Source organism: Vreelandella malpeensis (assembly GCF_020622355.1).
GTDB classification, from domain to species: Bacteria; Pseudomonadota; Gammaproteobacteria; order Pseudomonadales; family Halomonadaceae; genus Vreelandella; species Vreelandella malpeensis.
Window position 1 is genome coordinate 203,933 of record NZ_WHVL01000002.1, and the last position, 21,068, is coordinate 225,000.

General features: G+C 66.6%; 15 protein-coding genes. 9 read left to right on the forward strand and 6 right to left on the reverse strand.

Going from position 1 to position 21,068, the window contains the following annotated elements; genetic code table 11:
* Positions 1-247: 247 nt before the first annotated feature.
* Positions 248-1,333, forward strand: coding sequence for a zinc-binding metallopeptidase family protein (locus GEV37_RS06325; protein ID WP_227389390.1), 1,086 nt, complete (start codon positions 248-250; stop codon positions 1,331-1,333).
* Here GEV37_RS06325 and GEV37_RS06330 read toward each other — a convergent pair.
* A complete protein-coding gene (locus GEV37_RS06330) occupies positions 1,300-2,304 on the reverse strand; it encodes an alpha-E domain-containing protein (RefSeq protein WP_227389391.1) in 1,005 nt (334 codons plus the stop codon). The genes GEV37_RS06325 and GEV37_RS06330 overlap by 34 nt on opposite strands.
* The gene (locus tag GEV37_RS06335) at positions 2,285-3,793 is read right to left on the reverse strand and encodes a circularly permuted type 2 ATP-grasp protein (protein WP_227389392.1); all 1,509 of its coding nucleotides are present in this window, start codon (positions 3,791-3,793) and stop codon (positions 2,285-2,287) included. Before GEV37_RS06335 ends, GEV37_RS06330 begins: the two co-directional genes overlap by 20 nt.
* 255 nt (positions 3,794-4,048) lie before the next feature.
* On the opposite strand from GEV37_RS06335, the gene GEV37_RS06340 reads away from it, so the two are divergent.
* From GEV37_RS06340 to GEV37_RS06360, 5 genes are all read left to right on the forward strand, one after another.
* Positions 4,049-7,399 carry a transglutaminase family protein gene (locus tag GEV37_RS06340; protein WP_227389393.1) on the forward strand — a complete coding sequence of 1,117 codons (3,351 nt, stop codon included), beginning with the start codon at positions 4,049-4,051 and terminating at the stop codon, positions 7,397-7,399.
* Between the two features lie 65 nt (positions 7,400-7,464).
* Entirely contained in the window at positions 7,465-9,852 is a 2,388-nt protein-coding gene (locus tag GEV37_RS06345) for a circularly permuted type 2 ATP-grasp protein (protein WP_227389394.1), read from the forward strand.
* The gene (locus GEV37_RS06350) at positions 9,849-10,727 is read left to right on the forward strand and encodes a transglutaminase family protein (protein ID WP_227389395.1); all 879 of its coding nucleotides are present in this window, start codon (positions 9,849-9,851) and stop codon (positions 10,725-10,727) included. Before GEV37_RS06345 ends, GEV37_RS06350 begins: the two co-directional genes overlap by 4 nt.
* Positions 10,728-10,800: 73 nt before the next feature.
* The gene (locus GEV37_RS06355; RefSeq protein ID WP_227389396.1) at positions 10,801-11,208 is read left to right on the forward strand and encodes a hypothetical protein; all 408 of its coding nucleotides are present in this window, start codon (positions 10,801-10,803) and stop codon (positions 11,206-11,208) included.
* A gap of 65 nt (positions 11,209-11,273) precedes the next feature.
* Positions 11,274-12,992: a potassium/proton antiporter gene (locus tag GEV37_RS06360; protein ID WP_227389397.1), complete on the forward strand. Its 1,719-nt coding sequence runs from the start codon at positions 11,274-11,276 to the stop codon at positions 12,990-12,992.
* 80 nt (positions 12,993-13,072) lie between these two features.
* Here the strand turns inward: GEV37_RS06360 and GEV37_RS06365 are convergent, their stop codons facing one another.
* Positions 13,073-13,780: a DUF3581 family protein gene (locus GEV37_RS06365; protein ID WP_227389398.1), complete on the reverse strand. Its 708-nt coding sequence runs from the start codon at positions 13,778-13,780 to the stop codon at positions 13,073-13,075.
* A 207-nt stretch (positions 13,781-13,987) separates the two neighbouring features.
* Here GEV37_RS06365 and GEV37_RS06370 point away from each other — a divergent pair, with 207 nt between their 5' ends.
* Positions 13,988-16,807, forward strand: a complete 2,820-nt coding sequence (locus GEV37_RS06370) for a translocation/assembly module TamB domain-containing protein (RefSeq protein ID WP_227389399.1) — start codon at positions 13,988-13,990, stop codon at positions 16,805-16,807.
* On the opposite strand, the gene GEV37_RS06375 is transcribed toward GEV37_RS06370, so the two are convergent.
* Positions 16,804-17,517: a trimeric intracellular cation channel family protein gene (locus tag GEV37_RS06375; RefSeq protein WP_227389400.1), complete on the reverse strand. Its 714-nt coding sequence runs from the start codon at positions 17,515-17,517 to the stop codon at positions 16,804-16,806. The two genes, GEV37_RS06370 and GEV37_RS06375, sit on opposite strands and share 4 nt — an antisense overlap.
* Before the next feature lie 191 nt (positions 17,518-17,708).
* Here GEV37_RS06375 and GEV37_RS06380 point away from each other — a divergent pair, with 191 nt between their 5' ends.
* Both GEV37_RS06380 and GEV37_RS06385 read left to right on the forward strand, forming a co-directional pair.
* Entirely contained in the window at positions 17,709-18,194 is a 486-nt protein-coding gene (locus GEV37_RS06380; protein WP_227389401.1) for a nodulation efficiency, NfeD-like protein, read from the forward strand.
* A gap of 2 nt (positions 18,195-18,196) precedes the next feature.
* The gene (locus GEV37_RS06385; protein ID WP_227389402.1) at positions 18,197-19,243 is read left to right on the forward strand and encodes an SPFH domain-containing protein; all 1,047 of its coding nucleotides are present in this window, start codon (positions 18,197-18,199) and stop codon (positions 19,241-19,243) included.
* A gap of 82 nt (positions 19,244-19,325) precedes the next feature.
* On the opposite strand, the gene GEV37_RS06390 is transcribed toward GEV37_RS06385, so the two are convergent.
* Both GEV37_RS06390 and GEV37_RS06395 read right to left on the reverse strand, forming a co-directional pair.
* The gene (locus GEV37_RS06390) at positions 19,326-20,816 is read right to left on the reverse strand and encodes a sodium:solute symporter family protein (RefSeq protein WP_227389403.1); all 1,491 of its coding nucleotides are present in this window, start codon (positions 20,814-20,816) and stop codon (positions 19,326-19,328) included.
* The gene (locus GEV37_RS06395) at positions 20,809-21,036 is read right to left on the reverse strand and encodes a hypothetical protein (RefSeq protein WP_227389404.1); all 228 of its coding nucleotides are present in this window, start codon (positions 21,034-21,036) and stop codon (positions 20,809-20,811) included. The genes GEV37_RS06390 and GEV37_RS06395 overlap by 8 nt, the downstream gene beginning before the upstream one ends.
* Positions 21,037-21,068 lie beyond the last annotated feature (32 nt).

A 21,068-nucleotide genomic window follows, 5' to 3' on the forward strand; every position in this document is an offset into this window, starting at 1 on the left:
TGCTTCGAGATTTTTATTGCTTCGAGAAAAGCGCTCCTTCGGCGTTGTCTATGTCGTTCGCCGCGTTATTGAGCGCCTGGAACGCCCAAGATATAGCAGCAAGTTGACGTAAACGTCAATTCACCCGATACGGTTCAAAATAGCCGTTTCAATACTCGGCACGCCTGACTATGCTGCGAAGGATGCGCCGGCACGTTCCACAGACGCAGCCTTATCCATCGAGAGATTCCGCCACGAGGAAGCATTCATGCAGACCTTCAGCTGCCGCTGCGCCAACCCGCTGTTCTTCGAGAACACTGTCTGCCTCTCCTGTGACGCCGAGGTCGGCTGGTGCCCGAGCTGCGACGCCATCGTTGCGCTCGAGCCATTAGAGCAAGGCGGCTACCGCTGCGCGCGCACCGAGTGTGGCGCGCTGCTCGAGAAGTGCCGCAACTATGCAGTGGAGAACGTATGCAACCGCATGGTGCCCCTCGATCAGGGCGTGGATGCGCTGTGCGACTGCTGCAGGCACAACGTGGTGATCCCGGATCTCTCCATCGAGGGCAACCGCGAGCGCTGGGCGGCGCTGGAAGCCGCCAAGCGGCGGCTTTTCTACACCCTGGATCTGCTCAAGCTTCCCCACGCCGCCCCGGAGGATGGCGCCTCTCTTCCGCTGAGCTTCTCGTTCATGGCCGACGCCCTGCCGGACCAGGGGCTATGGCGCTCGGTCGGCCAGCAGAAGGTCTACACAGGCCACGCCGCAGGCCATATCACCATCAACGTCAAGGAAGCGGACACGGTGGAGCGTGAGCGCCTGCGGGTCGACATGAACGAGTCCCACCGCACTTTGATCGGACATTTTCGCCACGAGGTGGGCCACTACTACTGGGACCTGCTGGTCAAGGATCAGGACGAGACGGCCTGCAAGGCGGTGTTCGGCGATCATGAAAACCCCACCTACGGCGAGGCCCTGGAACAGTACTATCAGCAAGGCGCGCCGCTTGACTGGGCGGAGCAGCATATTTCCGCCTACGCCACCATGCACGCCTGGGAAGATTTCGCGGAAACCTTCGCGTTCTATCTCGACATGGTGGCAGTACTGGATACCGCGCTGCACATGGGCATTTCACGCGCCGAGTACGATGGCACCCTCGACGGCATGCTGGCCGCCTATCATCAGGTGGGACTGGCGGTAAACGAGCTCAACCGCGACATGGGGCTTCTCGATCTGGCACCTGCGGTGCTTGCCGCGCCGGTGCGCGACAAGCTCGACTACCTGCATACGCTGATTGTCCGCGCCGGCCAGGGCAACGAGGCGCCTCAATCGCCCTCCTCCTCCGCGCCGAAGCTCTGAGTCTGCCCTTGGCGTTGGGTGACCCGCGGCACCTCTTCGCTGTTGACGAAGTAGGTGGCGCTCAGGGTGTCGTGGATACGCGCGAAGCCCACCTGCAGCTCGTCGATGAACGCGTGCAGTTTGCTCGGCGAGTGGGCCAGCGCCTGGATATCGGCGTCGATCACATCGGCGCGCACCAGCGCGACCGTGGCGACGACCCGATCCTGACGCGGTAGCCACTGAAGCTCGTGAGCGAGCGTTTCCAGGCTGCAGGCGATCGCCCGGGGCAGGTGCGGATCTTGAAGCAGAAAGCGCAGCACGTCCGGGCCGCGCACGCGCAGGCGCACCTGCTGGCGATACATCTGGTAGGCGGTCAGCGACTTCAGCACGCTCATCCACTGCAGGTTCTCGAAGGGCAAAAGCTCCTCTGGGTTCTTGGGTAAAAGGCTCGCCGAGCGCACATCGAGAATGCGCGTGGTCATGTCGGCGCGCTCGAGCTGGCGGCCAAGCTCGATGAAGGTGCGCGTCGGACCGTGGCTGAGCGTGCCCTCGATCAACCCGGTCAGCGTCTGGCAACTGCGGATCACGTTCTTCAAGAAGGCGTCGCGCCGGCGCGGGCTGACCCCGTGCTCGGCGTGATCCGCCACGCCAAGATACAGGTGGTTGACCTCCTCCCAGATCTCGCGCGGCACCACGTCGCGAGTGGTGCGCAGGTTTTCCCGGGCGCTGGCCAGCGCCGAGAGGATCGAGCTCGAATTCTGCGTATCGGCGCATAGAAAATGCACCACGCTCTGCTCGTCGAAGGTGTCGAAACGCTCGCGAAACGCCGCGAGCGTGCCGGTCATCTCGATCAGCGGCGCCCAGCCCAGCGGCAGGTTGCGCGGCAGATCGAGCATCAGGTGACTGTTCACGCTCAGAAGCCGCGCGGTGTCCTCGGCGCGCTCGACATAGCGCGCCATCCAGTAGAGATTCTCAGCGACTCGTGACAGCATGGCGCCCCCCTCCCGATTGTTCGACGCTATCCACGTCCTGCTCGTCGGTCTCGACGATCCAGGTATCCTTGCTGCCCCCGCCCTGGGAGGAGTTGACCACCAAGGAGCCTTCGACCAGCGCCACTCGAGTGAGTCCGCCGGTGGTGACGTGGATGTCCGGCCCCGAGAGGATGAACGGGCGCAAATCGACATGGCGCGGCTGCGGCAAGCCGCCAGCAAGCGTGGGCGTGGTGGAGAGCGCGATGGTCGGCTGGGCCATGTAGTTGCGCGGGTTGGCTTCGATCAGCCGGGCGAACTCCTCACGGGTCTCTTTCGTCGAGCGCGGGCCGATCAGCATGCCGTAGCCGCCGGACTCGTTGGCCGGCTTGACCACCAGCTCGTCCAGATGCTCCAGCACGTACTGGCGATCATCCTCGAACATGCACAGATAGCTCGGCACGTTGGGCAGAAGCGGCTCCTCGTCGAGATAGTAGCGAATCAGCTCCGGCACGAAGGCGTAGACCACCTTGTCGTCGGCCACGCCCGCCCCCGGGGCGTTGGCCAGCGCCACGTTGCCTGCACGCCAGGCGCGCATCAGCCCGGCCACGCCCAGCACCGAGTGCGGGTTGAAGACCTCCGGGTCAAGAAACTCATCGTCGACGCGGCGATAGATCACGTCGACCCGGCGGCGTCCTTCCACCGTGCGCATGTAGACCACATCGTGCTCGTCGACCAGCAGGTCGCTACCCTGGACCAGCTCCACGCCCATCTGCTGGGCGAGGTAGGCGTGCTCGAAGTAAGCGGAGTTGTAAATGCCCGGCGTGAGCACGACGATCTGCGGATCGTCGCCGGAGCGCGGCGACATCGCCGCCAGCATGTCGTAGAGCTGGGCGACGTAGTCGTCCACCGGCAGGATCTTGCCAGAGGCGAAGAGTTCCGGCAGCACACGCTTGGTGACGTTGCGGTTCTCTAGCATGTAGGAGACGCCGGAGGGAATGCGCAGGTTGTCCTCCAGCACGTAGAGCGTGCCGTCGGCGCCGCGCACCAGGTCCGAACCGCAGATGTGCGCCCAGACGCCGTGGGGCGGGTCGATCCCTACGCACTGAGGGCGAAAGTTGACCGACTGCGCCAGCACCTCGGCAGGTAACACCTTGTCCTTGACCACCTTCTGGTCGTGGTAGAGATCGTCGATGAACAGGTTCAGCGCCTTGACGCGCTGCTTGAGCCCCGCTTCGGTCTTGCGCCACTCCCGGGCCGAGATGATCCTCGGCACGATGTCGAAGGGCCAGGCGCGGTCGATCATGGCGCCTTCGGAGTAGACCGTGAAAGTGATGCCCATGGTGCGAATGGCGATATCAGCAGCGGTCTTGCGCTCGGCGAGTTCCTCGGCACTGAAGCGCGCCAGCATGCTGCAAAGCTCGTCGGCCGAGGCACGCGGCTGCCCGGGGGCGGCGATGAGTTCGTCAAAGTAGTCGCGGCAGGCGTATTGATTCCAGTTCACTTGGCTCATGGGCGCTCTCCTGGCGCGGCGAGGGACACGGGTCCGTTAAACCCAGTGTAGGAGGATCTTCTTCAAACGCCCCTTGATCTTGCGCCTGGCGTTTAACGTTTCTCATCGCCTCAGGCCCCGCGGCGCGAATTGTGCTGCAAAAAACGCATTGTGGGGCGATACTTGCCCTCATGCCGCGTACCCGGCACCGCGAGTTCGCCGGGCCCTACGCCTCCATCACTGGTCGGGATACCCGCTCACCCCCGAGGATGGCCCATGACCACTCGCATCGCCCTGACTCACCGCACCACCTACCGCTTCGACCGCCCCGTGCATCTTTCGCCCCACGTGGTTCGGCTGCGTCCGGCGCCACACTGTCGCACGCACATCGAGTCCTACTCCCTCGACGTCTCCGGCAACAATCATTTCTTGAACTGGCAGCAGGATCCGTTCGGCAACTTCAACGCGCGCATCGTGTTTCCCGAGCCGCGTCGCGAGCTCACCCTCGCCGTCGAGCTGATCGCCCCGATGACGGTCATCAACCCGTTCGACTTCTTTCTCGACGACGTCGCCCAGACGATCCCCTTCGCCTACCCGGACGCACTTGCCCGCGAGCTTTCGCCGTATCTCGAAGTGACCGAAGCCGGCCCCCGGCTCACCGAGTGGATCGCCCAGGTGGATCGGAGCCCGACACCCAGCGTGGACTTTCTGGTCGCCCTCAACCAGCGCCTGCAACAGGACATCAGCTACCTGGTGCGCATGGAGCCGGGCGTGCAGAGCTGCGAAGAGACGCTGACGCTCGCCAGCGGCTCGTGCCGCGACAGCGCCTGGCTTCTGGTGCAGATCTTTCGCCACCTGGGGCTGGCGGCGCGCTTCGTCTCGGGTTATCTCGTTCAGCTCGCCCCGGATGTCAAGGCGCTGGACGGCCCGAGCGGCACCGAGGTCGACTTCACCGACCTGCACGCCTGGACCGAGGTATTTCTGCCCGGCGCCGGCTGGGTGGGGCTCGACCCGACCTCGGGGTTGTTCGCCGGCGAAGGCCACATTCCGCTGGCCGCCACCCCGACCACCGGAAGCGCCGCGGCAATCACCGGCTTTTCCGAGCCGTGCGAGGTCAGCTTCGACGTCGAGATGCGCGTCGAGCGCATTCACGAGGACGCCCGGGTCACGCGGCCCTACTCCGAGGTCCAATGGACACACATCCTGGCGCTGGGCGAGCGCGTCGACGCGGCACTCGATGCGCAGGACGTGCGCCTGACCATGGGTGGCGAGCCCACCTTCGTCTCCATCGACGATATGGAGAGCCCGCAGTGGAATACGGATGCGCTCGGCGAGCACAAGCGCGAGTGCGCCGAGGTGCTCCTCACCCGACTGCAGGCCGCCTTTGCCCGAGGCGGGGTGGTCCAACAGCAGCAAGGCAAGTGGTACCCCGGCGAGCCGCTGCCGCGCTGGGCGCTGGCCTGCTACTGGCGCAAGGATGGCGAACCCCTGTGGCGCGACCCGCGCTGGCTTGCCAGCAGCGACGGCGCCCCGACGGTGCACGCCGACGAGGCTCTCGCGAAACGCTTCACCCAGGCGCTTGCCGAGCAGCTGGGGGTGGCGCCGCGCAACTGGATTCCGGCCTATGAGGACGCTTACTACTACTTGTGGAAGGAGCAGACTCTACCGGTGGACGTCGACCCGCGCGAGGCGAACCTGAAGGATGACGCCGAGCGCCGCCGCCTGGCCCGGCTGCTGGAGCGCGACCTGGGCGCGGTGGTGGGCTACGCTCTGCCGCTGCGCCACTCCATCGCCCACCACCACCGCTGGGAGAGCGGGCGCTGGCCGCTCAAGCGCGATCACCTTTACCTGGTGCCCGGCGACTCGCCCATGGGGCTTCGCCTGCCGCTCTCGGCGCTGCCCTGGGCAGACCCCGCCGAGTCGCCGCAGCCGGCATCGCTGTTCGCCCCGCGCGCCGCCCTCGGCGACATTCATGGCGAAGTGGCCCGTCGCCACGCAGAGCAGCGCCGCGCAAGCCCTGCTGAGCGCCACGGCTACAGTCTGCACCCAAGCGCACGCCATCCCGAAGGCGAATCCGTCCAGCAGCAGCCCGGCGCCGACGAGGACCGCGGCGATGGCGTGGTGCACACGAGCCTGTGCGTCGAGCCCCGCGACGCTCGCCTGCACGTCTTCCTGCCGCCGCTGACGCACCTCGAGCACTACCTGGATCTGCTCGGCAGCATCGAGGCCTGCGCCGAGGAGATCGGCTGTCCGGTGATGATCGAAGGCTACCCGCCGCCGCGCGACCCGCGCCTCTCGAGCTTCATGGTGACGCCGGACCCGGGGGTGATCGAGGTCAACGTCATGCCGGCGGCGAGCTGGAAGACTCTGGTGGCCCAGACCGAACGGCTCTACGACGAGGCGCGCCTGTCGCGGCTCGGCACCGAGAAGTTCATGCTCGACGGGCGCCACACCGGCACCGGCGGCGGCAACCACGTGACGCTGGGCGGTGCCACCCCGGAAGACTCCCCCTTCCTGCGCCGCCCGGACCTGCTGGCGAGCCTGGTAACCTACTGGCAGCATCACCCGAGCCTGTCGTACCTGTTTTCAGGACTGTTCATCGGCCCCACGAGCCAGGCGCCCCGGGTCGACGAAGCGCGCCACGAGGCGCTTTACGAGCTCGAGATCGCCCTGCAGCAGATGCCCGTGGGCGAGGTCACCAACCCCTGGCTGGTGGATCGCCTGCTGCGTCATCTCTTGACCGATTTGACCGGCAACACCCATCGCGCCGAGTTCTGCATCGACAAGCTCTACTCGCCGGACAGCGATACCGGTCGACTCGGGCTTCTGGAGCTGCGCGGCTTCGAGATGCCGCCGCATGCCCGGCTTGCGTTGATGCAGACGCTTCTGATCCGCGCGCTGGTGGCCAGGCTCTGGAAGACGCCCTACCGGGCCAAGCCGGTGCGCTGGGGCAGCGCCCTGCAGGATCGCTGGATGCTGCCCCACTATCTGTGGGAAGACCTCGATGACGTGCTGGGCGATCTGCGCTATCACGGTTTCGATTTCGAACTCGAGTGGTTCGCGCCGTTTCGAGAATTTCGCTTTCCCGTCCACGGGCGCCTGCACACCCCGATGCTGGAACTCGAGCTGCGCCAGGCGATCGAGCCTTGGCACGTGCTCGGCGAGGAGGCCTCCGCCTCCGGCACCGCGCGCTACGTCGACTCCTCGGTGGAGCGCCTCGAAGTCAAGGTGCGCGGCATGAGCGGCGAACGCTACGTGGTGACCTGCAACGGCCGGCGCGTACCGCTCACCCCCACCGGCAGAAACGGCGAGGCGGTGGCCGGGGTGCGCTACCGCGCCTGGCAGCCGCCCTCGGCACTGCACCCGCAGATCCCGGTGCACGCCCCCCTGGTCTTCGACGTGATCGATACCTGGAACCAGCGTGCAGTGGCCGGCTGCACCTACCACGTGGTACACCCTACCGGGCGCAGCTTCGAGACGTTCCCGGTGAACGCCTTCGAGGCCGAAGCGCGCCGGCTTGGCCGCTTCGCGACCGGCGGTCACACCCACGGCCACCAGGCCCCGGCCGAGGAGCGCGCGAGTCTCGAGCTTCCGCTGACCCTGGATCTACGTTGGCGGCCCCACTGACACCCTGATACCGTCATTTGAACCACCCGGGCGCCAGCGCCCTTTGCCACCTCAGGACGACACGTATGACCGCCTCTGTGACGCCCTTGCCAAGCCCTACCGGGCTCGTCGAGGGATATATTCAACAGCTAGGCAATGGAGTGCCCGCACGATTCGATACGATGCTGGACCGCCAGGGCGGGCTACGCCCGGGCTGGCAGGATCTGTTGAACTGCCTCGACGCCCTTGGGGAGCCGGGCCGCCTTCAGCAGCAAGAGGAGATCAACGGCCTGCTGGCCGAGAACGGCGTCATCTTCAACATGCATGACGACGCCCAGCGGCGCGCCTGGCGGCTCGACCCGCTGCCTTGGGTGATCGACCAGTCCCGGTGGCACGCGCTGGAGGCGGGCCTTGCCCAGCGTACCCGCCTGTTCAACGCGCTCTACCGCGACATCTATGGACCACGCACGCTGTTCGACGAGGGCCTTCTACCCACCCAGGCGCTGCTCGCCTCGCCGAACTTCCTGCTGCCCTGCCACGGCGCCCAGCCTCGCGAACACACGCCTATCAACTACCACGGCGTGGACGTCATCCTCGACGCCGAAGGGCACTGGCGAGCGATCGGCGATCGCCTGCAGACACCGTCCGGCACTGGCTTCGCGCTCGAAAACCGCATTCTGATGGCGCGCGCGCTGCCGCAGATGTACCGCAACGCCCCGCTCAAGCGCCTGGCGAGCTTTCTCGATACCCACCACCGCACTCTCACGCTGCTCGCCTACCAGCACCGCGACAACCCCACCGTGGTGCTGCTGACCCCGGGGCCGCAGAGCCCGCGTTACTTCGAGCATGCCTATCTCGCCAACTACCTCAACCTGACCCTCGCCGAAGGGTCGGACATGGTGGCCCGCGACGGCCAACTGTGGCTGCGCACCCTGGGCGGGCTCAAGCCAGTGGACGTGGTGTTGCGCCACTGCGCGGACGCGGACTGCGACCCGCTGGAGCTAAAGGCCGACTCCGCCCTCGGCGTACCGGGGCTTCTGCAGACCGCGCGCACCGGCGGCGTGGCCCTCTCCAACGCACTCGGCGTCGGCGTGCTCGAGAACGCCGCCCTGGCCGACTTCCTGCCGGCGCTGTGCGAGCGCCTGCTCAACGAGCCGCTGCTGCTGCCTGCTGCCAAGCCCACCACGCTCTCGGCAACCTTGCCGATGTTCGACGAGACGCTTGCCCGACTAACACCCGCGACCTTCAACCTGCGCTGCTTCGTGGCCCGCTCGTCGCGCCGGGCGGGCCCAAGCGCCAGCGACGACGTCGTGGTGATGCCCGGCGGGCTTTGCTGGCAAGGGGCTCCCGGCTCGCCGTCGCTGGCAAGCCCGGTGGTGAAGGACGTGTGGGTCACCGCCTCTACCGCCCAGCCCCACATCAGCCAGTTGAAGCAGGCGCGCGGGCCGATCGTGGTCACCCGCGATGGCGAGGACTTGCCCAGCCGAGTGGCGGAGAGCCTGTTTTGGCTGGGCCGCTACGGCGAGCGCCTGGACAGCCGCGCGCGGCTACTTCGCGAGGCGCTGCTGCGGCTGATGGAGTACGACCAGGACGAGATCGCCGACCAGGTGCTCGACGAGCTGTTGTTGGCCCTCGACATCGGCGCCTGCGAAACGCCCGGGGACAGAACGCCACCGACCGGCTTCAGCGCCAAGCGCTGCGCGCTGCTTGCCCAGTTCGACGCCGCCGACCCTCAGGCGCTGCAGCCGCTGTTCGCCCAGCTGCTGCGCAATGCCCGCAGCGTGCGCGATCACCTGGGCGACGACTCCTGGCGGCTGGTTCACCAGTTGCGCCAGCAGTTCGACACGCTGTCGCCCACGCTTGCCCCCGGCGGCGCACGACGCGCCTGCGAGGCGGTCTTCGCCCAGCTCGCGGCGTTCTTCGGGCTGTGCAACGAGACCATGCCCCACCACTACGGCTGGCGCTTCATGGAGATCGGCCGCCTGCTTGATCGTACCCTGGGACTTCTGGCGCTGCTCAAGCTCACCCTGGGCGCCCGGTTCGAGCGCCGCGCCGCCCTGTGGGAAGTGGTGCTGGCCACCACCGACAACTTCACCGCCTACCGGCGGCGCTACCGCAGCGAGCTCCACCCGGCGGCGATCATCGACCTTTTACTGTTCGACGAGACCAATCCACGCTCGGTGGGCTACCTGCTGCGCCGGATCAATCAGCAGGTGGAGCGCCTGCCCGGCAGCAACATGCCCTACCGCAACGCCGAGCGCCGGCTCTTGATCCAGGCGAGTGCGGCGCTGCATCTGGCGGACATCGAGCGCCTGAGCCAGCTCAATGACACGCAGGAGGCGGATGACGCCCTCATCCAACTGCTCGATGCGCTGATCACCCCGCTCGGGGCGCTGTCGGAAGCCATCGGCCAGAGTCACTTCAGCCACGTGGAGCGCCCGCGCCAGCTCGTCAGCATGGAGCCCGACGAATGAAATACACCCTTCGCCACACCACGCGCTACCACTACGCCGCACCGGTCACGCTGTGCCACAGCGAAGCGCGGGTGCTGCCGCGCAAGACCCCGCATCAGGAGTGCGGCGCCTCAAGCCTGTCGATCGCCCCGCTACCCCACCACCAGGCGGAGCGGCGCGACGTGTTCGGCAACCGGGTCCTCTACTTCGCTCTCGAGGAGGTGCATCGCACCCTCGACGTGACCGTGACCACCCCGCTCAACACCCGGGCGCTGGATGCGCTGCCGGAGCGTTCGGCGGCCTGGGAGCGCATCGCCGCCCGGCTGGAAGCGGATTCACGCTTCGAGACCCAGCTCTACCGCCTCGACTCGCCGTTCATCCGCCGCAGTGATGAGCTCGCCGCCTTCGCCCGGCGCTGCTTCACGCCACGCCGACCGCTGATCGAGGCCGCCCTGGCGCTCAATGCCCACGTTCACGAACATTTCGAGTACGACCCGAGTTTCACGACGCTCGCAACTCCACTCTCGGAGGTGCTGGCCAACCGCCGCGGCGTGTGCCAGGACTTCGCCCACCTGATGATCGGCGCGCTGCGCTCGATCGGGCTCTCGGCGCGCTACGTCAGCGGCTACCTGGAAACCGAGCCGCCGCCGGGCCAGCCCCGGCTGGTCGGGGCGGACGCCTCCCACGCCTGGCTCGCGCTATGGGTGCCGGACTGGGGCTGGCTCGCCCTCGACCCCACCAACGGGACGCTGGCCGGCGAGCGCCACCCGGTGCTGGCCTGGGGGCGGGACTACTTCGACGTGGCACCGCTCAAGGGCGTGATGAACGGCGGGGGCCACCACCGCCTGGAGGTGGAGGTCGACGTGGTGCCGCTGGCGGCGCCCGGCACGACATGACGCGCCCGGGCGATTCGACTTGACGGTTTCACGCTCCAGGCCGGAAGATAGGTGCTCCCTACAGGAAGTCGCCATGCCGTCACGCCCCGACCAGCCTCGCCTGCCAAGCGCCGTCTCCCGCATCGAGCGGTGGCTGTGCTGGGCCTGCTTCGCCATCCTGCTGCTCGGGCTTTCGAACCACCTTCACGCCATCGAGCTGCAGGACGTCAAGCGCGATGAGCACGTCGCCACCTCGCACAGCGACCCGCGCGGCTATGCCTACCTTCCGGCGCTGCCGCGCATTCAGCACAGCGAGGCCAAGGGCGATTCTGCCGTGCTGCCCTATGATCCCGACCACGAGGCGCTGCCTGCGACGCACTACCGGCCGTGGGTGAGTCGCGCGGGCGGACATAGAGGCCTTGTGCCCGACCCGGGCCATGGCCGCCCCGGGACATACCGACTCGCCCGCTCGCGCGCCCCGCCTTCACACCCGCCATCGTGACACGCTCATCCACGCCCTGAGGGCGTGCTTCCCTCGTCATTCGAGTCATGTGTGAAGGACACGTCATGTTTTTGATCGACAAACTGATTCTTCTTGCCGCCGTGGTCATCCTGGTCGGCATTCTCTCGAGCAAGCTTTCTGCGCGCCTGGGGCTGCCGGTACTGGTCCTGTTCCTGATCATCGGCATGCTGACCGGCGAAAGCGGTATCGGCGGCATCGCCTTCGACAACCCGGTCTGGGCCCACGCTCTGGGCACGATGGCGCTTGCCGTCATTTTGTTCGACGGCGGCCTGCAGACGCCAGTCGCCTCCATCAAGGCGGTGTGGAAACCCGCCTCGCTGCTCGCCACCCTCGGCGTGCTGGTCACCGCCGTGGTCACCGGCCTCGCGGCCACCTATATCCTCGGGCTCTCGCCGCTGGAAGGGCTGTTGCTCGGGGCCATCGTCGGCTCCACCGACGCCGCGGCGGTATTTTCGCTGCTGCGCAACGCCAACATCCATATCAACAAGCGCTTGAAGTCGACCCTCGAGATCGAGAGCGCCTCGAACGATCCCATGGCCATCTTCCTGACCGTGGGTCTGCTGGAAGTGGTGGTCAACGACATGCAGCCGGGCCTGAGCCTCTTGCAGCTGTTCGTGATCCAGATGGGGGTTGGAGCACTGGTCGGCCTGGGCGTGGGCTGGGCCTCGGTGAAGCTGATCAACCGCATCCACCTGGTAGCCTCGGGGCTCTATCCGGTCATGGTGGCGGCCTGCGGCTTCCTCTCCTTCGGCATTGCCGCCAACCTCGGCGGCAGCGGCTTTCTCGCCATCTTCTTGACCGGGGTGGTGATCGGCAATCGCCGCATCGCCTTTCAGCGCAGCATCTTTTTGTTCCACGACGGACTTGCCTGGCTCAGCCAGATTGCCATGTTCGTGGTGCTGGGGCTTCTGATCAATCCGATGTCGCTGCTGGAGGTATGGTGGGAAGGTCTGGCGATCGCGGCGGTGTTGATCCTGGTCGCCCGGCCGTTGGCGGTGGTGCCGCTCTTGAAGCTGTTCGGCTTCAATGCCCGGGAGATGACGCTGGTCTCCTGGGTCGGGCTACGCGGGTCGGTGCCGATCATCCTGGCGATCTTTCCGCTGCTGTTCGGGCTCGAAAGCGCGCCGCTGATCTTCAACGTGGTGTTCTTCGTCGTGCTGATCTCCGCCTCCATCCAGGGCACGACGCTGCCGCTGGTGGCGCGCAAGCTCAAGCTGACCGAAAGCCCGCCGGCGGTGCCCGCCGCTACCCTGGAGATCACCGCCCTCGAAGAGGTCGACGCGGACATCGTCGAGTACCGGCTGGGCGATCAACCCCGCGCCGCAGGGCGGCGCCTTTCCCAGATGGCGCTGCCCGAATCGACCGTGGTGGCCATGATCACCCGGGGGTCGAACGTCATCCCGCCGCGTGGCTCCACGCTTTTGCAGGCGAACGATCATCTGTTCGTGGTACTGCGCCCGGAGACCCGGCCGTTCATCGACTGCGTGTTCTCCGATGCTCCCGAGGCCGCCCTCAAGGAACTGCCCGACCAAAAGCTGAAGCTCAAGGGCAGCACGACGCTCGACGATTTACATCACGCCTACGGCCTGCAGACGTTCGAACAGACACACATGACCCTCGATCAGCTGCTGCGCGAGCGTCTGGACGGGCCGCTTGAGGTTGGCGATACGCTCACTCTCGGCTCGGTCACGTTCAGCGTCGAGGGCCTGCTCGGCGAGCGCGTGACAACGGTGTCGCTCACCCTCGACAACGCCACCGACTAGGCCAACGCAAGAGGGCATGGCGCGTGCGCCATGCCCTCTTCTTTTGCCGTCTTGCCGGCATTTCCTTGCCGGCCCCCCTATCAGGCCGCTTCGTAGGCCGCCTTGAGCCGGTAGAATTCGTCGACGATCGCCGACATCTGCAGGTCGTCGTAATCGCACAGTCCGCTCACCACGAGCTTCTTCGAGCCCACGCCGAGCGACTCCGCGGCGGATTCGATGGCGAACTCCAAAAGCGCCTCGGCGCGCTTGCCCTGCACGCACAGCGAGGAGTTGGTCAGCGCCAGGTTGGGCGTAAAGCCGTCGAGCCGGGTGAGCGAGAAGCCCATGCTGTCGTAGATCACCAGCGGGCGCTTGGGGTTGAACATCACCCCGTGCTCTTCCATCAACGGCTTGAGGTAGTGCGGGAAGTTCTTGCCCGAGAACGCCACGTAGCAGCGCGCGAATCCTTCGATGGCCTCCTCGTCGAAGGTTGTCTCGCCTTGACGGGTCACGTGCAGGTAGCACTTGCCGCTGTCGTCGCACACGTGGATCTGACCATCCTCGGCCAGGTTGAACCGCAGCGGCGTATCCGCCGCCACCATGTTGGTGAAGCGAAACTCCATGTGGCGCGACAGGCCAAACTTGACTAGAACCAGAGTGAACAGGAGGTCTCCCGGCACGCAGAAACGTCGCGCATCCGGGTTGTGGATCGGGTTGTAATCACCGGCGACGCCCTTGGCGAAACGGCTGGCCTGCTCGGCGGAGATGACGACGTGCTCCCCGCGCTGTGTATAGAAATCCTTGAACATGGCGTTTGCTGCCTGCCTAGCGTTGAAATCGAAAACCCATATCAGTCCCTTGTCGCGCATAATGCCACAAAACATGCGCCAAAAGGAGTCATTATCAAAAGCCGTACGTCCTGCGAACCCGCGCCCCGACCACGTTGGCGCCTGGCTCTGATTATAGTCCTAATCGGCGCTTTCGTACTTTCGACGGCGTGGTGGCTGATCGGCACCGTGCTGCTCAACAGCCAATGGATGGCCGAGAGGCTCTCGAACATCGACGGCGTCGAGATTCGCTGGGAGCACGCCCGCAGCCAGCACCCCGGGCGCTGGGAAGTGGAGAACCTCGCCTTGCACCGGGAAGACGACGTCTTGCCGGTCAGCATCGAAGTCGAGCACGCCGACCTCTCACTCTCCCTGATGGAGCTTCTGCGCGGAAGACTCCATATCGATGCACTGGAAGCGCGCGGCATCCGCCGCCTGCGCATTGCCGATATCGCCCTCGAAGCCGAGGGCGCGCTGAGCCTGCGCGACACCGAACTCGGCCGCGAAAGCCTCGGCGCGGCGCAGATCGACCTCGATATCCAGCAGGGCCGGCTGGTGCGCCTGAGCGACGCCGCTCTGCTCGCGCAAGACATTCAACTTAGTGCACGAAGCCAGCTCGAGCCAGTATCCACCCACATCACTGACGAGGAGCTCGTGCCGGCACTGCTCGAGGCGATCTCGACACGCATCGACGCATCCGCCCGGGCCGACGCCTGGGACGTCTTCATGCCCTATCTCGAAGGGCTGCCCTGGCTCGGCATCGCCGGGCGCGGCGAGCTCACTCTGGCAGTCGGGCTCGACCACGGCGTGCCGACCGAGGCGAGCGAACTCTCGCTGAGCGCGCCGAGCCTGCGCGTCGAGCTCGACGAGCGCGGCCTGGCAAACGCCCCCACCGACGGGCCGCCCACCACCCACCACGCCACGGGCAATGGCCGCGTGCGCCTGAGCGTGCGCGACTCAAGGCTCGATTTCACCGCCGAGCTCGACGACGTGGAGCTGGCCGACACCGCCCCCTACGCCACCGAGACCGCACTGACGCTCGAGACCCAGGTCGCCAACCGTCGGCTGGACCTGCTCGAACCGCCGGAGGGCGCCACTCTCGCCCTGCAAGGCGAAGTGACGCGGCTAGACATGCTCGAGCGCTACTTAAGCGCCCTGGCCAGCCGGCCAGTAGCGCTGGCAGGCCAGGGTCGGCTGGCGCTGGATCTTGAAGTGCGCGAGGCCGCACTTTACCGGGGCGAAGCGGACGTCGAGGCCTCGGCACTCGAAGTGGCCTACGCCGAGTTCACTGCCCGAGGCGACGGCGCGCTGCACATCGAGCGCCCTCGCGGCTCACCGGCTCATGCACGACTCACGTTGAGCGATGCTCGCCTGACGCATCAGGGCCGCGCCTTGCTGACCGAGGCGGAGATCGCCCTCGACGCCACCAGCGCCATCGAGGCGACGACGCTGGACGATGCGCGGGCGCGGCTGGAGTGGCGCGGCGCGCGCCTGCCGGATATCCGGGCGCTCGCGCCCTACCTGAACGCGGCGCTGCCCCGGCCACAGGTGCTGACGCTGCTCGGTGGTCAGGCGCGAAGCCACGGTACGCTGGTTCTGGCCGAGCGGCGCCTCGACGGCGAGATAGCGCTTGCCGGCGAGCGATGGGTCACGCGCCTGCCTGGCGCGAGCGATGCGCGTACGCTGACCAGCGACGTGGCGCTAACGCTGAAAGTGGCCGGAGCGAGCCTCGACGGCCGCACCTTCGATCTTGGCGGCTCGCGCCTTCGCTGGCAGACGGCGAGTGACGTCGCCCCGTCCGAGCGCCTGGAGAGTATCCTGGTGCTTCGCGAAGGGCACTTCGAGCGCCGCGGCGACGACACCCGCGCGCGCTTCGACGTAGCCGGGGTCGTCCAGCGGCTGGGCTTTCTCAACGCCTTCCTGCCCGCCGGGCACGGGGTGGCGCTCTCCGGCGGCGGCGAGCTGTTCGCCCAGGGGGCCTTCGCCCAGGGCGAGCTGCAGGCTCCGACCCGGCTGCGGGTCAACGCCAATGCCCTGGAGGCGCGCTTTCTCGATTACGTGGCCACCGGCCGGGGCGAGCTCAGCGCCGAGCTCACGAGTTCTGACGACGCATCGATGTCGCTTGCCATTCCTCGCTTCACGCTGCGCCGCGAAAGCGATGCGCGCGCCGCTCTCGAAGGGCGCCACCTGACGCTTGCCACCGAGACCGATCGGTTTCGCGCCGCCCGCGCCGCGCCGCTTCCGGCGTACTTCACCACCCGCGTGGAGCTTCCGATCGTCGAGGTGCCGGATCTGGCGCTCTACGCCGACTACCTGCCGGCCACCGACGGCTTGCGCCTGCTGGGTGGCGAGGCAAGCCTGGAAAGCGCCTGGCACCTGGCGGGCCTGCACGCCGAGGGTGACATCACCCTGCGCGCCTTCGGCGCCGAGCTCACCCTGCTCGACCAGCACCTGCGCGGCGACATCGATCTGCACCTGGCTTTGGCCGAGGGCGATCTAGAGACCCGTCGTTTTCGCGCCAACGACTCCTACGTGAGCCTCGAGAACGTCTTTCGCCTGGACGGCGGTGGCGCCCAGGACGCCGGCTGGTGGGTACGCCTGGAGATGCCCGAGGCCGAGCTGACCTGGAGCGAGCCGATTCAACTCGACAGTACCGTGCGTCTTTCTATGCGCGATACGGGCCTTCTAGCGCGGCTATTTCTGAGCCGGGCGCGGGAGAGCGGCTGGCTGGGGCGGCTGCTCGAGGTTCACGGCGTCGAGGGCGAGGCGACACTAAAGGTGCGCGGCGAGCGCATCGAACTGCAGGATCTCACCCTGACCGGCGGCTCGTTGCAGCTGCTGTCGGACATCACCCTGGAGGCCTCGAAGGTGAGCGGTGCGCTCTACGCGCGCCTGGGGGCGCTGGGCATCGGCGCCGAGCTGATCGAAGGCGAGGCGCACCTGCGTCTTCTGCAGCCGCGGCGCTGGTTCGATCGCTGGCGTCAGGCGCAGCGCCAGCCGCGCCCCTAGCGCTTGCGTGCCTGGCGAATCATTCTGACCCGTTCCTTGGCCTTGGCCGGGGTGGAAAGCGCCCCGCTGCTCTCCTCCGGCGGCGGGGGCGCCACGCTCACCCAGGCGAACACCGGCAGCGCCAGGTGCCAGTGGATCGCGGCGAGACGCAGCCCGAGCGTGGTCAGAAGCGAAACGGCGATGACCACGGGCAGCGGCACGCCCAGCGTATAGAGCACGACATAGACGCTGCCGCCGGCGATGGCGGCGGTGGCATAGATCTCCTCGCGCAGCACCATCGGCACCCGGTGGGCGAGCACGTCGCGCAGCATGCCGCCGGCAACGCCGGTCATCACGCCCATCACCACCGCTACCACGCCAGAGGTTCCCAATAGCAGCGCCTTGTGGGTGCCGATCACCACGAACAGCGCCAGGCCCAGGGCGTCCGCCACGGGCAGAAAGCCGCGCGACAGTCGGTGGATGTAGTGAAAGCCGAGCAGCGACACCGCGACGGTGGCCAGAATCACCCACAGGTAAGTAGGATCGCTCACCCAGAACACCGGGCGAATGCCCAGCACCAGATCGCGCAGCGTGCCGCCGCCGATCCCCGTGACCGCCGCCAGCACCAGCATGCCGAACGGGTCCATGCGTGAACGACACGCCAGCACCACGCCGGAAAGCGCGAACACGATCACCCCGGCCATATCCAACCAGTACACCACTCCCGACACCGCCGTCTCCTTTCCCGTCTACCGCGTGACTGTCTGATCCGCGTGCCTGCGAGGCACTCGCGGGTATCCGCGCATTGCCTTTGCCTTGGCTTGCTTGCACTATCTAACCAGAGCACACGCTAGCAAGCGCTCACGCTAAAGAGCACAAGTATATAACCTTCGACGGTCGGCAACGCGACGAGGAAACGTCTATGGAGTGGAATCCGGTCTACGGGTGGCTGGTACTGGCCCTGCTGTTGAGCCTGGGCGAGCTGGCCTCCGGCGCCCTGCTGCTGCTGGCGCTGGGCGTGGCCGCCGCGCTCACCGCGCTGGTCACCGTTTTCGGCCTGTCGCTGCCCTGGCAGCTGGTCTCCATGGGCGTCTTCGCCGGTGTGCTGGTGCCGTTCGCGGTCATGGTGATCCGCCCGCGCTTCTCGCCCAAGGGGGTCGCCTACGGCACCACCGGCACCGGGGTCGAGAAGGGCCGCCACTACACCACGCTGCTGCGCGACTTCGATGGTGCCACGGGCATCAAGGTCAACGGCGATTTCTACCGGCTGCGCGTGCTGGAAAGTGGCGATACCGAGCTTCCCGAGGGCACCGCGGTCACTTTCGAGCGCTTCGAAGGCACCACCGCCCTGGTGTCGCATCCCTCTCATGCGGCGCCGGTGGCGCCCGCCCAACGCAAGGAACCCTGATCATGGATCTACCCATCAGTCCAGGCCTTCTGATCAGCCTGATCGTCGTCGCCATCGGTATCGTCATCATCGCCAAGGGGCTGGTAATCGTGCGCCAGTCCGAAGTGATGGTGGTGGAGCGGCTCGGCTCGTTCAATCGAGTGCTCGAAAGCGGCATCAACATCATCATTCCGTTCATCGAGCAGCCGCGCGCCATCACCATGCTGCGCTATCGCAAGCTCGGCGAGGAGTACCAGGCGATCACCACCGACGAGACGCGCATCGACCGCCGCGAAACCGTGATGGACTTTCCCGGCCAGCCGGTGGTGACCACGGACAACGTCACCGTGCGTATCAACGGCGCGCTCTATTACCAGATCATCGATCCCAAGCGTGCGGTCTATGAAGTGGCGAACATGAGCCAGGCCGTCGAGGTACTGGCCAAGACCACCCTGCGCTCGGTGGTGGGCAAGATGGAGCTCGACAAGCTGTTCGAGTCTCGCGCCGAGGTCAACAACGAGATCCAGGCGGCGATGGAGGAGCCCGCTTCCAAGTGGGGGGTGAAGATCTCGCGGGTCGAGGTGCAGGACATCGCCATGCCCGAAGAGGTGGAGTCTGCCATGCGCCTGCAGATGGCCGCCGAGCGCAAGCGCCGCGCCACAGTGACCGAGGCCGAGGGTGAGAAGTCCGCCGCCATCGCCATGGCCCAGGGCCAGCGCGAATCCGCCATCCTCAACGCCCAGGGCGACAAGGAGTCGGCGATCCTGCGCGCCCAGGGCGAGCAGGAGTCGATCAAGCTGGTACTCAGCGCCATCGGCGAAAGCGAGGAGGACAAGCGCACCGTGGTGGGCTATCTGCTGGGTCAGAGCTACATCAAGGTGCTGCCCACCATGGCCCAGGAGGGCGAACGGGTGTTCGTGCCCTACGAGTCCTCGGCACTGCTGGGCTCCATGGGAATGTTTCGCGAGATGGCGGGCTCACCGGAGGACACCGTGGCCCGCCACCTGCGCGACGGCGAGCGCCAGAGCGCGTTTCGCAGTGGCGTGGTAGGCGGCGCCGTCGGCCCCTGACCGTAAGCCCTGATCGAAGACATCAGCCGAGCGCCCTGCTCGGCTTTTTCATGGCCCAGCGTTCCCTCGAGCAGACGACGGCCTAATCGAGCGCCCGGCCTGAGCGGCGAAAGCCGCGCGGCGCCGCAATGCGAAAGAAGCGCTCGACCACGCTCGCCTGGGTAGGCGGGGTCAGCAGCGATACCGCGACGAACACCGGCAGGTTGAGCAAGAGCCCCCAGAACCCGGCGTGGACGCCGAGCGGGTGCGACCACACCGTGGTGAAGGTCACGGTCACCGCGAACCCGGCGAGAATGCCCGCCATGACCCCGAGCTTGGACGCGCGCGGCCAGAAGAACATGCCGATGAACGCCGGAAGCACTTGCGAGGCGAACCCCAGCCCCACCAGCAGGATCATCACCAGGCTTCCCGGTTCGGCAATCGCCAGCGGCGCGACGAGCAGTGCCATCACCGGCAGCAGGCACCAGCGGGCGAGTTTGGCGGTGAACGCATCAGAGAGCTTGAACAACGGCTGCAGCACGTCCTTGGTGATCGAGAGCGCTACCGAGTGGATGAACGGCTCGCTCGACGACATCGAGGCAGCCAGGGTTCCGGCCCCCAAGAGCCCGACCAGTACCACTGGCAGGTTTGCCATGGCGTACTCCAGCACCACGGTATCGGCACGGGCCAGCTCCGGCAGCGAATAGATGCCGATGAAGCCGACCACCACCATGGGAAGGATGACGATGTAGTAGGTAGGAAGCCAGGTAGCGCTGCGCCGGATGGTGCGCGCCGAGCTTGCGCACATCCACTGGGTCCACACCGGCGGCATGAAGGAGAACATCGACACGATGATCGAGGTGGTCCAGAAGCTGAAGCTCATGTCGCCCCGGGCCCCGGGCAGGGTCAGGAACTCCGGGTTCTCCGCCTGGAGTCGCTCGAACAGCGCGGCCACGTCGAGCCCGCCGGTGGCGCTGTGCAGCGCCCAGAGCCCCACCGCCCAGGCGACCACCAGCATCAGCGCTCCCTGAAAGGCGTTGGTACGCCCGATCGCCCGCTGACCGCTGACGAAAAGGTACACCGCGATGCAGCCAAGCACGATGATCACCCCGAGCCATACGGGAATCATGCCACCGCTCATCACGAACAGGATGTAGGCGGAGCCCACGGTCTGCAGCACCGCGTAGGCGACCGAGCCCACCGCCATGACCAGCGCAGAAAGCCCTCCGAGCGCCGGGCTCTGGTAGCGATCGGCGATGGCGCTGGCCTGGGTCACATGGCCGAACTGCTCGCCGAATTTCCACACCTTGGGGCCGAAGTACCAGGCGACCAGCGCAAGGTAGGCGAGATACACCGCCACGTAGAACACCGCGACGCCCTTTGAGTAGGCCCAGCCCGGCGCCCCCATGAAGGTATAGGCGCTCACGCTACCCGCCGCGATCAATAGATACAGCGTCACCGGCCCCATGCTGCGCCCGGCCACGCCCCACTGCTCCAGCGTATCCATGCGGTGCCCGGCCCGGGCCTTCAGACCGATCGCCATGGTCATGGCCACGTACCCGAGCGTGATCACCAGTGGCCAGACGCTATTCATGGCCATCCCCCTCGACGATGCGATTGCCGATCAGCATCACGGCCACGCAAGCGAAGATGATCACGTAGCTCCAGACGATCATCAGCGGCAGGCCAAACATCAGCGCCGCGCGGTTGAACAGCCCGATGACCGGCCAGGTGCCGGCCAGCACCAGGCCAACGAAGGCGGCAAGCAGGCCCCATCCTGCGCGAGAGGTGGGGAGAACGAACGGATGTCGCATAACGGTTCCCTTGCCTGCACGAGAAATAGTTC

What these genes read in the sequence shown, in the direction of transcription:
- GEV37_RS06330 (WP_227389391.1), bottom strand. Translation starts at nt 2,304, where the DNA reads ATGCTGTCACGAGTCGCTGAGAATCTCTACTGGATGGCGCGCTATGTC.
- GEV37_RS06385 (WP_227389402.1), top strand. Translation starts at nt 18,197, where the DNA reads ATGGATCTACCCATCAGTCCAGGCCTTCTGATCAGCCTGATCGTCGTC.
- GEV37_RS06350 (WP_227389395.1), top strand. Translation starts at nt 9,849, where the DNA reads ATGAAATACACCCTTCGCCACACCACGCGCTACCACTACGCCGCACCG.
- GEV37_RS06360 (WP_227389397.1), top strand. Translation starts at nt 11,274, where the DNA reads ATGTTTTTGATCGACAAACTGATTCTTCTTGCCGCCGTGGTCATCCTG.
- GEV37_RS06395 (WP_227389404.1), bottom strand. Translation starts at nt 21,036, where the DNA reads ATGCGACATCCGTTCGTTCTCCCCACCTCTCGCGCAGGATGGGGCCTG.
- GEV37_RS06365 (WP_227389398.1), bottom strand. Translation starts at nt 13,780, where the DNA reads ATGTTCAAGGATTTCTATACACAGCGCGGGGAGCACGTCGTCATCTCC.
- GEV37_RS06380 (WP_227389401.1), top strand. Translation starts at nt 17,709, where the DNA reads ATGGAGTGGAATCCGGTCTACGGGTGGCTGGTACTGGCCCTGCTGTTG.
- GEV37_RS06345 (WP_227389394.1), top strand. Translation starts at nt 7,465, where the DNA reads ATGACCGCCTCTGTGACGCCCTTGCCAAGCCCTACCGGGCTCGTCGAG.
- GEV37_RS06335 (WP_227389392.1), bottom strand. Translation starts at nt 3,793, where the DNA reads ATGAGCCAAGTGAACTGGAATCAATACGCCTGCCGCGACTACTTTGAC.
- GEV37_RS06340 (WP_227389393.1), top strand. Translation starts at nt 4,049, where the DNA reads ATGACCACTCGCATCGCCCTGACTCACCGCACCACCTACCGCTTCGAC.
- GEV37_RS06325 (WP_227389390.1), top strand. Translation starts at nt 248, where the DNA reads ATGCAGACCTTCAGCTGCCGCTGCGCCAACCCGCTGTTCTTCGAGAAC.
- GEV37_RS06390 (WP_227389403.1), bottom strand. Translation starts at nt 20,816, where the DNA reads ATGAATAGCGTCTGGCCACTGGTGATCACGCTCGGGTACGTGGCCATG.
- GEV37_RS06355 (WP_227389396.1), top strand. Translation starts at nt 10,801, where the DNA reads ATGCCGTCACGCCCCGACCAGCCTCGCCTGCCAAGCGCCGTCTCCCGC.